Here is a 12,680-nt window from a genome sequence, read left to right as displayed (position 1 = left end):
TATGGGGGCTTTGACGAAAGCTGAGATGGCGGAACGTCTGTATGAAGAGCTGGGCCTGAACAAGCGGGAAGCCAAGGAATTGGTCGAACTGTTTTTCGAGGAAATCAGGCACGCTCTTGAAGACAACGAGCAGGTCAAATTGTCCGGTTTCGGCAATTTCGACCTTCGGGACAAACGCCAGCGGCCTGGCCGCAACCCGAAAACGGGGGAAGAAATCCCGATCACGGCTCGCCGTGTGGTCACCTTTCGTCCAGGGCAGAAGTTGAAGGCCCGAGTTGAGGCTTATGCTGGAACCAAGTCATAACGACGAACTACCCGTCATCCCGGGCAAACGCTACTTCACCATCGGTGAAGTCAGCGAGCTGTGTGCCGTAAAGCCACACGTGCTGCGCTACTGGGAGCAGGAGTTTCCTCAGCTCAACCCCGTCAAACGCCGCGGAAACCGCCGGTATTATCAGCGCCAGGACGTGCTGATGATCCGGCAGATCCGCGCACTCCTTTACGATCAAGGTTTCACCATCGGCGGCGCACGCCTGCGTTTGTCCGGCGATGAAGCCAAAGACGACACGACCCAATACAAGCAGATGATTCGGCAGATGATTGCCGAACTGGAAGATGTGCTGGTGGTTCTCAAGAAATAAAAAGCAGCGTTTGAATACTTCCAGTTTTCAAACGCTTGCGCTATATTCTTGAGCGTTCTTCGAGGTGGAGAGCGAGTTGCAAGACCAGTCGGGGCGTAGCGCAGTCCGGTAGCGCACTAGCATGGGGTGCTAGGGGTCGAGTGTTCGAATCACTCCGTCCCGACCATTATTCCTGATTAAAATCAGACACATAAGCCGATCAGATAGATCGGCTTTTTTGTACCCGCGCGAAACTACACGGTAGTTTCTTAATAAGATCTGGATTCGCTCCGGCCAAGCGATCTTTGCTGAATCCTTCAAATTCAATCCCGACTATGCGTAGTAAAGATTCAGCGCAATCAGCTCAAACACAGCCACAAATACGCAGAACGCAACGAATCTTCGGGTAAACACCCGGCGAGGCTTTTCATAGCCTTGATAGTTGCTGAATGCGCTGCAAAGGTTTCCCAGAAAATCAATAAAGTCCATCAATCCTGCATCCTCGCTTGCGTGCTTCATGCATCTTGCCAATTCCAGTCTGGTTGAGATTTCTCATTGTCCTTACGATCGGCCTCGGTAGTCGGAGTAGGGCTGTATTTCACCCACGTGGCCTGTCGTAGCGGGAAAGCCATCTGCAACCCCGTTTACGCAGCTCAATATCAATAAGTAATAAGGACGTTAAGTGTTTCGCAAACTGATCTTGCTGACGTTGATCGCCAGCTCAAGCGGCTGTGCAGCAACGGCCATGCGGATGGATTATGACAAGCATCGATGTCCTTACATCGGTGTTCGGCTCGACTGGTGGTTGGTCGGTACATCCAAAGGCAAGTTGATTCCCTTTTTACTGATCGACGCGCCATTTTCGTTGGTGGTCGATACAGTCTTCTTCCCCTTCGAATATCAATACACCTGCAATTTCTGACTGGCGGGTAGTGCAACCCAAAGCAATGTAAAACTCCCTTAGAAAAGCCTTGGCACACGCCAAGGCTTTTTTCGTTTCTGACGCCACCGCCGATAAAACTCAGGACGATCCATTCCTGCCGTCCCGAACCTGCATCAGTGCAAACCCCAGAAGATTCAGGCCTTTCCACAGATTCGGATCGTTCACATCTGGGTGATCTTGCGCGAGCCCAATTCCCCAAATGGCATCAACCGGGCTCGCTTCGACAATGACCCGGGATCCAGTGCGCATCAGGTATTCGTTCAGCTCCGGGTTTTGGGAGAACTTGGCTTGGTTTGCCTGGACGACGATGTCGTATCGGTGTTGCAGCCAGAGTCGGTCGTTGAACCCGCGCACTTTGCGGCCGAGGGCTTTGGCGGCGTTCGGGGTCGTGGCCTGGAGCACTTGTGCACGAATTTCCTGATCGTCGAACAGGGCTGCCTTCTCGGCCATCATGAAGTGTTCGGCTGTCGGGTAGCGTTGCCCCTCGATAACGAATTCGGCTTCGTACCATTGGCTGAAGCACGAAGCCGTGACGGCGTTTTTGCTTCGCTGGTGTCCCCAGAAAAAAGTGAAGTCCAGAGGCTCTCCAGCGTTGAAGCGAGCGCGTAGATCTTCGAGAAGTTTAGAGTCGTGCAATGAGATTTCCTCGGTAACTGACGTTCGACGTTACAGTTGCTGTGCGTGTCTGGGCAATACGTAATATTGCCCAGAGACTAATCCAGTGGGCCCAAGACCTGGCGGTAGTGTTCTTCGCCTTGAGGCGTCTGCCGGGTCAGGCGGATTTCCAGGCCTTGGGGATTTTCTTTGCGGTTGCCGCTGAGCTGGCGCCACCCCATCTGCGGTTCCCAGACGCGTACTTGCAGATCGCTGATTCTGTCGAGCACCGCCACTGCCTGTTTCGGCGCAGGCAGCGGGTAGCGATCGCGTGGCGTGGCGGCGGCGCGGTACAGGGTTTGATCTTTCAACCACCAGCGCACGCGCTGCAAGCCGTTCTGCGAGGTGGCTGCACTGCGGATCACGTCAAGACGAAAGCGCTGGTCGTCGGCGCTGCGCACGCTGATTGCCGCTGGCTGCTCGGATCGTTCGTCATCGTTGTCGTTCAACAGTGGCTCGCGCAGTTCGATGCTGGCGCGCAAGGCTATATCTCGTTCCAGTTGATGCAGCGTGCGCAGCAGTGCTTCGGTGTGTTCGGTGCTCGCCTGCAGATGCGTGTCGGCGCGGCTCACGCTGTCCAGACCGCGCCAGGCAATCAGGCTGACGACCGCCATGAGCAGGATCGCGACCATCACTTCGATCAGGGTAAAACCCTCTTGCCGGCTATTCATGGCTGGTTGGCCAAGGTCAATTTGCCCGTGGCTGTGCGTTGCACGGTGAGCGTGTTCTGGCCGTCCGAGAGTTGCAGTTGCACGGGTGAATCGAACCACTCGGCGTTCAGTATCAGCGGCTGCCTGGGTGTCACTCGGACCTTCAGCGATGGCGTTTCCCAGTGACGAGGGCGCAGTTGCGGATCGGCGAGAAAGTGATCGAAGCCGGGGCCTTGTTCATTGCGACGACTGAAACGAAAGCCGTTTTGGTCCGCCAGCCAAGTGATCGGGCGTCCATCGGCCAGGGCTTCGGCATGGGCAATTTGCAGCAACTGGATCAAGCGATTGGCGTCCTTGCGCAGCAGTTGCGCCGGGTCAGGTTTGATACTCAGGCTGACGGCGGCGCTGGCAATGCCGATGATGATCAACACCACCATCAATTCGATGAGGGTGAAGCCCGTTTGTCTGTCCTTGGTCATACCGCAACGTTCCTTCGTTGTGAATCCATCCTGGCGGATTCGAACCTTCAATCCGGATAGAAAAGCGAATGTTGTCCTGTAGACTGCGACGCAGGACAACAGGGAGGTTGGGTCTTGGCATTTACTTTTCGCTTATCCGCAACGCAGCTTGTGCAATCGGCGGCGCTGATCGCTGCACTCGCAGGGGGACTGTTCTGGTCTGCGCTATTGCTGACGCCGGCAGAATCCCACGTTCCGGCGGTGGCACCGCAAGTGTTGCCGACGCGCGCCGACACAGCGGCTTTGCAGTGGTTTTCCAACCAGCCGGCACCGTTGGATATCAAGGTTTCCGGAGTGCTGGCAGGGGCGCACGCTGCGGTGGCAATCCTAAGTCTCAACGACGGTCCGCCGCGCAGTTTTCTGGTGGGTGATCGCTTGACCCAGGGGGTGCGCGTGATCGCCATTGAACAGGGTGCAGTGGTTATCGAGCGTGGCGCAGAACAGAGCCGATTAAAAGTCAGCACGCTGCCAGACTCGCCATCGCTGCCTCGACTGACTCGACCCTGAGCAGCGTCATTGGCGCTTTTCCTGTGGCCGGCCGAGTAAGGTTTCGAGTCGCGCCAGGGGTGGTGCCTGACGTTCGCGATCGGAAACCAGCAGCGTCACGCGCAGCAGTCGTCCGTCGGTGCTCGGGGTCATGCGTTGCTCACAGCGCAGTTGCAGGCGACCTTGATCACAGTTGAAGGTTTTCAGTCCTGGGGCAAAGTCCTCCTCCAGACGCAGTTCGGCGAGCCGGGTTTGTGCCGCCAGCAAAGCGATCGAGCGATCGCGCAGCAGACCATTGCTCTGGGTCATCAGACCCGCAACGCGAACGGCCGCAGACATGGCCACGGCGATGATTGCCAAGGCCACCAGAACCTCGATGAGGGTGAAACCTCGCTCCTTGCGCAACGCTTCCATGCTTGTCTCTGCGGTTGAAACCGGCCCGCAGAATAACACCCGTCCTTTGGCGAATGTGCAGAAAAACAGTGCGTTAATGATTGTTGTACGATGACTGGCTTTTGTTACACTGCGCGCCGAATGTAATCATGCCAAGGAAGGTTGAAATGGATTTCGCGCGCGTCAAATCTCAGTCCGCAGACCGTCGAGGTCAGCAGGGTTTCACCCTGATCGAAATCATGGTGGTGGTGGTCATCCTCGGCATTCTGGCGGCGATGGTAGTGCCCAAGGTGCTCGACCGACCTGATCAGGCCCGAGCCACTGCGGCGAAACAAGACATCGCCGGCCTGATGCAGGCGCTCAAACTTTATCGCCTCGACCACGGCACTTATCCGACCCTGAATCAGGGCTTGAAAGTGCTGGTGGAGCGCCCGGCGGATGCGAAAAACAGCAACTGGCGCTCTTATCTGGAGCGCTTGCCCAACGACCCGTGGGGTCGTCCTTACAACTATCTGAATCCTGGCGCGAACGGTGAGATCGACATCTTCTCCCTCGGCGCAGACGGCCAACCCGACGGCGACGGCGTCAATGCCGATATTGGTTCCTGGCAGCTCTGAGAGCGGCCATGAAACCATCCTCGCCACAGGCGCAGAAACAGCGCGGCATGGCCATTATCAGCGCCTTGCTGATTGCCGCTGTGGTCGCGGTGATCGCCGCTGGCATGCTCACCCGGCAGAGCGTCTTTACCCGTTCTCTTGAAGCGGAACAGTCCCGAGTGCAGGGCGCTGCCGCGCTGTTGGCGGGGCTCGAGCTCAGTCGGCAAGTGCTCAGGGACACGCGTCAACAGGACGTGCTGACCCGGCTCGATCAACCTTGGGCGCAGCCTGTCAAAAGCCATTTGTTGAATTCGCCGGGGGGCGGTTTCGAGGGGCGCATCGAGGATCAGCAGGGCAAGTTCAATTTGCGCAATTTACTCAGCAATGAGCGCGTCGATGGCGGACAGTTGCGCAGCTTCGAACGCCTCTGCGAAATGATCGGAATCGATGCTGCCCTCAGCCAGCGCATCAGCCAGCGAGTCATTGCCTCCTACCCGAGAATGCCCGACCTGCAAGCCGTCGGGCAAAGCATGGCGCAGGCAGGTTTTGGCAGCGTCCGCGCGACGTCACCGAGTGCGCGTCGCCAGCCATTGCCGGCCACTCAGCCGATGTTGCGCAGCCTTGATGATTTACGTGGCCTCGAAGGCATGAACGAGGAGCTGCTTGGGCGTTTGAATCAGTATGTCAGCCTGATTCCGGCCAAGACCTGGGTCAACGGTAATACTGCCAGCGCCGAGGTATTGGTGGCGGTGGTGCCGGGTTTATCGATGGCGCAGGCCAGGGCCGTGGTGGTGGAGCGCGATCGTGGCCAGTGGTTCATCAATCGCGGGGACTTCGTCAACCGTCTGCACTTGCCGCATCTGACCGTCGACGGACTGAACGTCGGCATCAGCAGCGATTGGTTTCTGCTGCGCGGACACGCGCGTCGTGACCAGCGCCGCGTCAGCCTGGATGCGTTGCTGCATCAACCCGCCGACGACCTGCCGAAAGTGGTCTGGTCGAGGCTCGGAGTATGACTCGCCTGCGCGTCGCCTTGCCGCCGCTGGCGGGTTTGACCTCAGACTCTGAGGTTGAATTTGCGCGCCTGGATCGGCACGACCAGGTCAGTCAGGTCGGTGTCAGTACGCTGTTGCTGATTGAGCAGGAGTCGCCGTTACAGCCCGTCGAGTTTTTTCTGCATCCGGCGGACAGCGTACTGACCAGTTTGCAGTTGCCACCGCTGGCGCCGGTGAAGATCGAGGCGGCGGTGAAGTGTGCCGCGCAGGCGCTGATTCTGGGTGGCACTGAACAGATGTACGTTGCACACAGTGCTCGTGAGGTCTCGGGACAAGTGGCGCTGGCCTGGCTCGCGCAGGCATCTCTGGATCGTTTCGGGCAGTTATTGACTCAGCACCGATTGAAGCTGCGAGGCCTTTACCCGGCGCCTTATGCGTTGCCGGTACCAACGCAGGGGCAGGTCAGCGCCTGTGTGTTGGACGGGCAATTGCTGCTGCGCCTCAGCCGTGCGCAGGCTTCGGTAGAACCCTTGGCGCAGGAGCGTCTGGATGAACTCGTCACCAGTGGTCGCGGCTTGCAGTGGATCGGCGCGGATGCTCCTGCAACAGTCGTCGAACCACGACCTGCGGAGCAGCGCTGGTGTGGCGTCGCGCCGGGATGGGGGTTGCATGCAGGCATCGGCAAGGCTGCCGGACACACAATCGGTTGGGGCAGGGCAGCCTTCTGTTGTGCCTTGGCGATTGCGATCTGGGTGTCTGGGCTGAACCTTTACGCGGCCCGAGAAGTGACTCGGGGAGAGCAGCTCAAGGCGCAAATGAGCCAGCGGGTAAAGCAGGCTTTTCCAGAGTTACCGGTGATCCTCAATCCGTTGCAGCAGGCTCGCCAGCAACTGGCGGCTCGACACAATGGCGTGGCGGCCGACGCGAATCACGGGTTTGCCTACCTGGTGCAACATGCCGCGAGCGCGCTGCCGTTTATGGCAGGCAGCGTCCAGCGCATGACCTTTGAGCAGGGACGTTTGCAGTTGGAGTTGGCCGCCGACACTGCGCAGGCACCCGCCGACGGCGCATTGCCGGGAGCGTTGACGCAGGCAGGGTTGGTCGCCAGACGCGAAGACAACGTGTGGATTTTCAGCCCGCAAATTGAGCCGGCAGCGGTTGAGGACGATGCCGTCATGGACAGCAACGATGAATAATCTACTGGCGATCTATCGGGCTCGCTGGCTGCTGCTGCGAGCACAGATTCATCGGCATTGGGCGCCGCTGACCTTGCGCGAAAAACGCCTGGTCGCGGGCACCGCATTGATGTTGGGGGGCGTGCTGATCTGGCTGCTGCTCGTCCAGCCACCGCTGAAAAAAATTCAACATTGGCAGACCGAAACGCCGAAGTTGCGTGGCCAGGCCGAAGCGCTGGATCTGTTGTTGCGCGAGGTGGCAACAGCACCCATCGGACAAAACTTCGAGCGGTCATTGCAGCAATCTCTCGATGGCAACGGGCTGCTTGGTCACTACCAGTTGCAGGCAATTGGCACCGCTTGGCAGTTGACGTTCGAGGATGCGCCCGCTGATGCCGTCATCAGTTGGCTGTTAATCCACCCCGTGCAGTTTTCACTTGAAGTGGTCGAGGCTCGTTTGCAGCGTGCAGACGCAGCCAAGGTCGACGATACGGCCGGCACTTTGTCAGGCACCGTTCGCATGGATCAGGCGCTGGGCGCTAAGGAAGCTTCATGAAGGGGTCAGGATCCAAACCGGCACGTCTGGCGTTGCCGATGCTGCTGATGGCGTTGAGCGCGTGCAGCAACACCACCACGCCGCAGAATCAGCCGCCATTGCTGGTCGACAGTGAACTCGGGCGGCCGCTGGCCAACACCCAGCGTAGCGGCGATGCGGTGCTCGATCGCGAACGTGCGCAGGCTCAGGCGCGACCTGTGCCGAAGCCATTGCACAACATCACCAAGAGTGCGCGCAGCGGTTCGGGGGCTTCGGGCATTGCCTTGCCGAGCAACCCTTTGGGCGATCAACCGGTGACGCTGAATTTTGTCGACGCGGATATTCAAGCGGTGGTGCGCGCGTTGTCGCGTTCCACCGGGCAGCAGTTTTTGGTCGATCCTCGGGTGAAGGGCACGTTGACGCTGGTCTCGGAGGGTCAGGTGCCGGCGCGGCAGGCGTACGACATGCTGCTGGCGGCGTTGCGCATGCAGGGTTTCAGCGTGGTTGATGTCGGCGGTGTGGCGCAGGTGGTACCGGAGGCTGATGCGAAGTTGCTCGGCGGGCCGATTTACAGTGCTGATAAACCGGCGGGCAACGGAATGCTGACGCGCACGTTTCGCCTGCAATACGAGAACGCGGTGAACCTGATTCCGGTGCTGCGGCCGATCGTTTCGCCGAACAATCCGATCAATGCTTATCCCGGCAACAACACCATCGTCATCACCGATTACGCCGAGAACCTGACCCGCGTTGCGCAGTTGATTGCGAGCATTGATTCGCCGAGCGCGATTGACACGGATGTGGTGCAAATTCAGAACGGCATCGCTGCTGACATTGCGCCGATGGTGGCTGATCTGCTGGATGCGCCGGGCAATGATCCGACGCAGAAAATTGCGGTGATCGGTGATCCGCGCTCCAACACCATCATCATTCGCGCGGGTAGTCCGGAGCGTACGGAACTGGCGCGTAATCTGATCTATAAACTGGATAACGCGCAGAGCAATCCGAGCAATCTGCATGTGGTTTATCTGCGTAACGCGCAAGCGGCGAAACTGGCGCAGGCGTTGCGTGGTTTGCTCACGGGCGAGAGCGACAGCGGCACCAGTGACAGTGCGCGGTCGGTGCTCAGTGCCATGGGCGCAAGTACCGGCGGCAGCGCTGGGCAGAATGGCCAGAGCGGTACGCAAACCAGCGGTACAACATCGACCAGCGATAGCAGCGGCAGTACCGGTGGCAGTTACGCACAAGGCAGTGGCGGCACCAGTAGCAGCGGTAATCAGGCGAGCGAGCAGAACGTCGCCTTCAGTGCCGGCGGTGTGACCATTCAGGCCGACGCGACTACCAACACCTTGCTGATTTCTGCGCCGGAGCCGTTGTACCGCAACTTGCGCGAGGTGATCGATCTGCTCGACCAGCGTCGTGCGCAAGTGGTGATCGAAAGCCTGATCGTCGAAGTCGGCGAGGACGATGCCAGCGAGTTCGGCGTGCAGTGGCAGACCGGCAATCTCGGTGGCAATGGCGTGATCGGTGGCGCGAATCTGGGCGGTTCGGGGATCAACACCAACGGCAAGACCAGCATCGACGTGCTGCCGCAGGGTTTGAACCTGGGCTACGTCAACGGCACCGTCGACATCCCCGGTATCGGCAAGATTCTTGATCTGAAAGTGCTGGCCCGCGCGTTGAAGAGCAAGGGCGGCACCAACGTGCTGTCGACGCCGAACCTGCTGACGCTGGACAACGAAGCGGCGAGCATTTTTGTTGGCCAGACCATTCCGTTTGTCAGCGGCAGTTACGTTACCGGCGGCGGGGGGACCAGCAACAACCCGTTCCAGACCGTGACCCGGGAAGAGGTCGGTCTGAAGCTCAATGTGCGCCCGCAGATTTCCGAGGGCGGTACGGTCAAGCTCGATATCTATCAGGAAGTCAGCAGCATTGATGAGCGTGCTTCGGCCAGCGCCAATTCGGCGGGGATTGTCACCAACAAACGCGCGATCGATACCAGCATTCTGCTCGATGACGGGCAGATCATGGTCCTCGGCGGGTTGCTGCAGGATGGCTACAGCCAAAGCAACGACGCGGTGCCTTGGCTGGGCAGCCTGCCGGGCATCGGCGCATTGTTTCGCAACGAGCGCCGGGCGATCACCAAGACCAACCTGATGGTGTTCCTGCGCCCGTACATCATTCGCGACAGCGAAGCGGGGCGCAGCATTACTCTTAATCGCTACGACTTCATGCGCCGCGCCCAGGGTGGTTTGCAGCCGGAACGCAGTTGGGCGATGCCGGACATGCAGGCGCCGCAGTTGCCGACGGCGGCGCAGGGTGTGCCGGCGGTTATGCCCGCCTCAGGGCCGCGCGCGACGATCAAAGCGGTGCCCATCCAATGAGTTCGTTGCCCTACGCCTGGGCCAAGGCGCAGCGCATTCTGTTGTGCGATGGCGTGTTGACGGTGTGCCCGTCGACGCCGGGCTGGTCGATCAGCGAGGCGCGGCGGCAGTTTGGTGCGGCGACGATTCAGCGGGTGCGCGATGATGAGCTGGATGGTTTGCTAGCCGCCGCTTATGCCGACACCGGTAGTGCGGCGGCGGTGGTCGGTGCGGCGGAAAACGAAGTCGACCTCGACCGCCTGATGCAGGACATGCCGGAAATCACCGACCTGCTCGACACTCAGGACGGCGCGCCGGTAATCCGCATGATCAACGCACTGCTGACCCAAGCCGCGCGCGATGAGGCCAGCGACATTCACATCGAACCGTTCGAAACCCATTCAGTGGTGCGCTATCGCGTCGACGGCACGCTGCGTGACGTGGTCTCGCCGCGCAAGGCGTTGCACGGTGCGTTGGTGTCGCGGATCAAGATCATGGCGCAACTCGATATCGCCGAAAAACGCCTGCCGCAGGACGGTCGCATCGCTTTGCGCGTGGCCGGGCGGCCGATTGATATTCGTGTTTCCACGGTGCCGACCGGACATGGCGAAAGGGTGGTGATGCGTCTGCTCGACAAACAGGCCGGGCGCCTTCACTTGGAAACCCTCGGCATGGACGCGCAAGTGCTGGCCAAACTCGACCACCTGATCCGCCAGCCCCACGGCATCGTTTTAGTCACCGGGCCAACCGGCAGCGGCAAAACCACCAGCCTCTACGCGGCGCTGGCGCGGCTGGATGCGAGCACCAGCAACATCCTCACCGTGGAAGACCCGGTGGAATACGACTTGCCGGGGATCAGCCAGATTCAGGTCAACGCCAAGATCGAGATGACTTTTGCCTTGGCGCTGCGGGCGATCCTGCGGCAAGACCCGGACATCATCATGATCGGCGAAATCCGCGATCTGGAGACCGCACAAATCGCCGTGCAGGCGTCGCTGACCGGTCACCTGGTGCTGGCGACGCTGCACACCAACGACGCGGTGTCGGCGGTCAACCGCTTGATCGACATGGGCGTCGAACCGTTTCTGCTGGCCTCGTCGATGCTCGGCGTACTCGCACAACGGTTGGTGCGACGCCTGTGCAATCAGTGCAAGCAGGAAGACCCAACGGCACCGGGCACTTGGCGCCCGGTCGGTTGCCCGGCGTGCAATCAGACCGGCTACAGCGGCCGCACCGGCATTCACGAATTGTTCTGCATCGATGACGACATCCGCACCCTGATTCACCAAGGGGCAGGGGAGCAGGCCTTGCGCGCATCCGCCGCGAAAGCCGGGATGTTCAGCCTGCGCGAGGACGGTGAACGCTGGATCCGCAGCGGCGCCACCGCGCCTGAAGAAATCTTGCGTGTGACACGGGACGCCTGATGAATCGCTATCGTTTTGAAGCCGCCGATGCCACCGGCAAGATTGAATCCGGGCACCTTGAGGCGGACAGCCAGGCTGCCGCGTTCACAACATTACGCGGGCGCGGTTTGACCGCGTTGTCGGTGCACAAGGAAAGCAACGTTGCCCAGCACGGTGGCGGTGGGTTGTTCAGCGCCAAGCTCTCGGACAACGACCTGGCCTGGGCCACGCGGCAATTGGCGAGCCTGCTCGGCGCCAGCCTGCCGTTGGAAGCGGCGCTGAGTGCCACGGTCGAACAGGCCGAGAAAAAACACATCGCCCACACCCTCAGCGCCGTTCGTGCGGATGTGCGCAGTGGCATGCGTCTGGCGGAATCGCTGGCTGCGCGGCCAAGGGATTTTCCCGAGATCTATCGCGCGTTGATTGCGGCGGGTGAAGAATCCGGCGATCTGGCGCAAGTGATGGAGCGGCTGGCGGATTACATCGAGGAACGCAACAACCTGCGCGGCAAGATTCTCACCGCGTTTATCTATCCGGGCGTGGTTGGATTGGTCTCGATCGGCATTGTGATTTTCCTGCTCAGTTACGTGGTGCCGCAGGTGGTCAGCGCGTTTTCTCAGGCGCGGCAGGACTTGCCGGGGCTGACCTTGGCGATGCTCAATGCGAGTGATTTCATCCGCAGTTGGGGCTGGCTGTGCGCGGGGATCATGGCCGGCGCGTTTTGGAGCTGGCGTTTGTATCTGCGTAACCCGGCGGCGCGTTTGAGTTGGCATCATCGGGTGCTGAAGTTGCCGTTGTTCGGGCGTTTCATCCTCGGTCTGAACACCGCACGTTTCGCCTCGACGTTGGCGATTCTCGGCGGCGCCGGTGTGCCATTGTTACGCGCACTGGAGGCGGCGCGGCAGACGCTGTCCAATGACCGCTTGAGCCTGAGCGTCACTGAGGCCACGGCCAAGGTGCGCGAGGGCGTGAACCTGGCGGCAGCGTTGCGGGTGGAAAATGTGTTTCCTCCGGTGCTAATTCACCTGATCGCCAGCGGCGAAAAAACCGGATCGCTACCACCGATGCTTGAGCGTGCGGCCCAAACCCTGTCGCGCGATATCGAACGGCGGGCAATGGGCATGACCGCGTTGCTCGAGCCGCTGATGATTGTGGTGATGGGCGGGGTGGTGCTGGTGATTGTGATGGCGGTGTTGTTGCCGATCATTGAGATTAATCAACTGGTCCAGTAGTGGTGTTGTTGCGCAGGGCCTCATCGCGAGCAGGCTCACTCCTACAGGGGTACGCATTTCAAATGTAGGAGTGAGCCTGCTCGCGATGGGGCCCGTCAGGGCAATAAATAATTCGGA

The 12,680-nt window shown here is 59.9% G+C and carries 16 protein-coding genes and 1 tRNA gene; 12 read left to right on the top strand and 5 right to left on the bottom strand.

Annotation, left to right across the window (positions count from 1 at the left end; translation table 11 throughout):
* Position 1: 1 nt before the first annotated feature.
* The 3 genes from ihfA (at position 2) to KBP52_RS07660 (ending at position 807) form a co-directional block, all read left to right on the top strand.
* On the top strand, positions 2 to 304 hold the full coding sequence (gene ihfA, locus KBP52_RS07670; RefSeq protein WP_002553164.1) for an integration host factor subunit alpha: 303 nt from the start codon (positions 2 to 4) through the stop codon (positions 302 to 304).
* Positions 285 to 641 carry a MerR family transcriptional regulator gene (locus KBP52_RS07665; RefSeq protein ID WP_003179985.1) on the top strand — a complete coding sequence of 119 codons (357 nt, stop codon included), beginning with the start codon at positions 285 to 287 and terminating at the stop codon, positions 639 to 641. Before ihfA ends, KBP52_RS07665 begins: the two co-directional genes overlap by 20 nt.
* A gap of 89 nt (positions 642 to 730) precedes the next feature.
* Positions 731 to 807: transfer RNA gene (locus KBP52_RS07660), tRNA-Pro, on the top strand.
* Positions 808 to 953: 146 nt separating this feature from the next.
* On the opposite strand, the gene KBP52_RS07655 is transcribed toward KBP52_RS07660, so the two are convergent.
* A complete protein-coding gene (locus KBP52_RS07655) occupies positions 954 to 1,139 on the bottom strand; it encodes a hypothetical protein (RefSeq protein ID WP_077572018.1) in 186 nt (61 codons plus the stop codon).
* 163 nt (positions 1,140 to 1,302) lie between these two features.
* Here KBP52_RS07655 and KBP52_RS07650 point away from each other — a divergent pair, with 163 nt between their 5' ends.
* Positions 1,303 to 1,542, top strand: a complete 240-nt coding sequence (locus KBP52_RS07650) for a YceK/YidQ family lipoprotein (protein ID WP_212622540.1) — start codon at positions 1,303 to 1,305, stop codon at positions 1,540 to 1,542.
* A gap of 99 nt (positions 1,543 to 1,641) precedes the next feature.
* On the opposite strand, the gene KBP52_RS07645 is transcribed toward KBP52_RS07650, so the two are convergent.
* The 3 genes from KBP52_RS07645 to KBP52_RS07635 all read right to left on the bottom strand — a co-directional run bounded on the left by KBP52_RS07645 (position 1,642) and on the right by KBP52_RS07635 (position 3,346).
* Positions 1,642 to 2,199: an NADAR family protein gene (locus KBP52_RS07645; RefSeq protein ID WP_212622539.1), complete on the bottom strand. Its 558-nt coding sequence runs from the start codon at positions 2,197 to 2,199 to the stop codon at positions 1,642 to 1,644.
* Between the two features lie 77 nt (positions 2,200 to 2,276).
* Positions 2,277 to 2,888 (bottom strand): type II secretion system protein GspJ, encoded by a 612-nt coding sequence (locus tag KBP52_RS07640; protein WP_212622538.1) that lies wholly within the window; start codon positions 2,886 to 2,888, stop codon positions 2,277 to 2,279.
* A complete protein-coding gene (locus tag KBP52_RS07635; protein ID WP_212622537.1) occupies positions 2,885 to 3,346 on the bottom strand; it encodes a GspH/FimT family pseudopilin in 462 nt (153 codons plus the stop codon). The genes KBP52_RS07640 and KBP52_RS07635 overlap by 4 nt, the downstream gene beginning before the upstream one ends.
* 114 nt (positions 3,347 to 3,460) lie before the next feature.
* On the opposite strand from KBP52_RS07635, the gene KBP52_RS07630 reads away from it, so the two are divergent.
* Positions 3,461 to 3,892, top strand: coding sequence for a general secretion pathway protein GspC (locus tag KBP52_RS07630; protein ID WP_212622536.1), 432 nt, complete (start codon positions 3,461 to 3,463; stop codon positions 3,890 to 3,892).
* Positions 3,893 to 3,898: 6 nt separating this feature from the next.
* On the opposite strand, the gene gspI is transcribed toward KBP52_RS07630, so the two are convergent.
* The gene (gspI, locus tag KBP52_RS07625; protein ID WP_077572025.1) at positions 3,899 to 4,285 is read right to left on the bottom strand and encodes a type II secretion system minor pseudopilin GspI; all 387 of its coding nucleotides are present in this window, start codon (positions 4,283 to 4,285) and stop codon (positions 3,899 to 3,901) included.
* Positions 4,286 to 4,431: 146 nt separating this feature from the next.
* Here gspI and gspG point away from each other — a divergent pair, with 146 nt between their 5' ends.
* Genes gspG through gspF form a run of 7 tightly spaced genes read left to right on the top strand, consistent with a single transcriptional unit; the run spans position 4,432 to position 12,563 of the window.
* Positions 4,432 to 4,881 (top strand): type II secretion system major pseudopilin GspG, encoded by a 450-nt coding sequence (gene gspG / locus KBP52_RS07620; RefSeq protein ID WP_116031066.1) that lies wholly within the window; start codon positions 4,432 to 4,434, stop codon positions 4,879 to 4,881.
* 8 nt (positions 4,882 to 4,889) lie between these two features.
* Entirely contained in the window at positions 4,890 to 5,876 is a 987-nt protein-coding gene (gene gspK / locus KBP52_RS07615) for a type II secretion system minor pseudopilin GspK (RefSeq protein WP_212622535.1), read from the top strand.
* Entirely contained in the window at positions 5,873 to 7,051 is a 1,179-nt protein-coding gene (gene gspL / locus KBP52_RS07610) for a type II secretion system protein GspL (protein WP_212622534.1), read from the top strand. Before gspK ends, gspL begins: the two co-directional genes overlap by 4 nt.
* Positions 7,044 to 7,586, top strand: coding sequence for a type II secretion system protein GspM (gene gspM / locus KBP52_RS07605; RefSeq protein WP_212622533.1), 543 nt, complete (start codon positions 7,044 to 7,046; stop codon positions 7,584 to 7,586). Before gspL ends, gspM begins: the two co-directional genes overlap by 8 nt.
* The gene (gene gspD, locus KBP52_RS07600) at positions 7,583 to 9,949 is read left to right on the top strand and encodes a type II secretion system secretin GspD (RefSeq protein WP_212622532.1); all 2,367 of its coding nucleotides are present in this window, start codon (positions 7,583 to 7,585) and stop codon (positions 9,947 to 9,949) included. The genes gspM and gspD overlap by 4 nt, the downstream gene beginning before the upstream one ends.
* Positions 9,946 to 11,352 (top strand): type II secretion system ATPase GspE, encoded by a 1,407-nt coding sequence (gspE, locus tag KBP52_RS07595; RefSeq protein ID WP_212622531.1) that lies wholly within the window; start codon positions 9,946 to 9,948, stop codon positions 11,350 to 11,352. The genes gspD and gspE overlap by 4 nt, the downstream gene beginning before the upstream one ends.
* Positions 11,352 to 12,563 carry a type II secretion system inner membrane protein GspF gene (gene gspF, locus KBP52_RS07590; protein WP_016985711.1) on the top strand — a complete coding sequence of 404 codons (1,212 nt, stop codon included), beginning with the start codon at positions 11,352 to 11,354 and terminating at the stop codon, positions 12,561 to 12,563. Before gspE ends, gspF begins: the two co-directional genes overlap by 1 nt.
* Positions 12,564 to 12,680: the final 117 nt, after the last annotated feature.

Origin of the sequence: Pseudomonas sp. SCA2728.1_7, assembly GCF_018138145.1 — a bacterium.
In the GTDB taxonomy this organism is placed as follows: Bacteria; Pseudomonadota; Gammaproteobacteria; order Pseudomonadales; family Pseudomonadaceae; genus Aquipseudomonas; species Aquipseudomonas koreensis_A.
Note: the sequence above shows the minus strand (reverse complement) of the source record. Positions and strands in the feature narration are given on the sequence as shown.

Bases quoted from the DNA above. Each gene is read 5' to 3' on its own strand.
- gspG (WP_116031066.1), top strand. From the start codon at position 4,432: ATGGATTTCGCGCGCGTCAAATCTCAGTCCGCAGACCGTCGAGGTCAG.
- KBP52_RS07655 (WP_077572018.1), bottom strand. From the start codon at position 1,139: ATGAAGCACGCAAGCGAGGATGCAGGATTGATGGACTTTATTGATTTT.
- gspL (WP_212622534.1), top strand. From the start codon at position 5,873: ATGACTCGCCTGCGCGTCGCCTTGCCGCCGCTGGCGGGTTTGACCTCA.
- KBP52_RS07635 (WP_212622537.1), bottom strand. From the start codon at position 3,346: ATGACCAAGGACAGACAAACGGGCTTCACCCTCATCGAATTGATGGTG.
- gspE (WP_212622531.1), top strand. From the start codon at position 9,946: ATGAGTTCGTTGCCCTACGCCTGGGCCAAGGCGCAGCGCATTCTGTTG.
- gspI (WP_077572025.1), bottom strand. From the start codon at position 4,285: ATGGAAGCGTTGCGCAAGGAGCGAGGTTTCACCCTCATCGAGGTTCTG.
- gspK (WP_212622535.1), top strand. From the start codon at position 4,890: ATGAAACCATCCTCGCCACAGGCGCAGAAACAGCGCGGCATGGCCATT.
- gspD (WP_212622532.1), top strand. From the start codon at position 7,583: ATGAAGGGGTCAGGATCCAAACCGGCACGTCTGGCGTTGCCGATGCTG.
- KBP52_RS07665 (WP_003179985.1), top strand. From the start codon at position 285: ATGCTGGAACCAAGTCATAACGACGAACTACCCGTCATCCCGGGCAAA.
- KBP52_RS07640 (WP_212622538.1), bottom strand. From the start codon at position 2,888: ATGAATAGCCGGCAAGAGGGTTTTACCCTGATCGAAGTGATGGTCGCG.
- ihfA (WP_002553164.1), top strand. From the start codon at position 2: ATGGGGGCTTTGACGAAAGCTGAGATGGCGGAACGTCTGTATGAAGAG.
- gspF (WP_016985711.1), top strand. From the start codon at position 11,352: ATGAATCGCTATCGTTTTGAAGCCGCCGATGCCACCGGCAAGATTGAA.
- gspM (WP_212622533.1), top strand. From the start codon at position 7,044: ATGAATAATCTACTGGCGATCTATCGGGCTCGCTGGCTGCTGCTGCGA.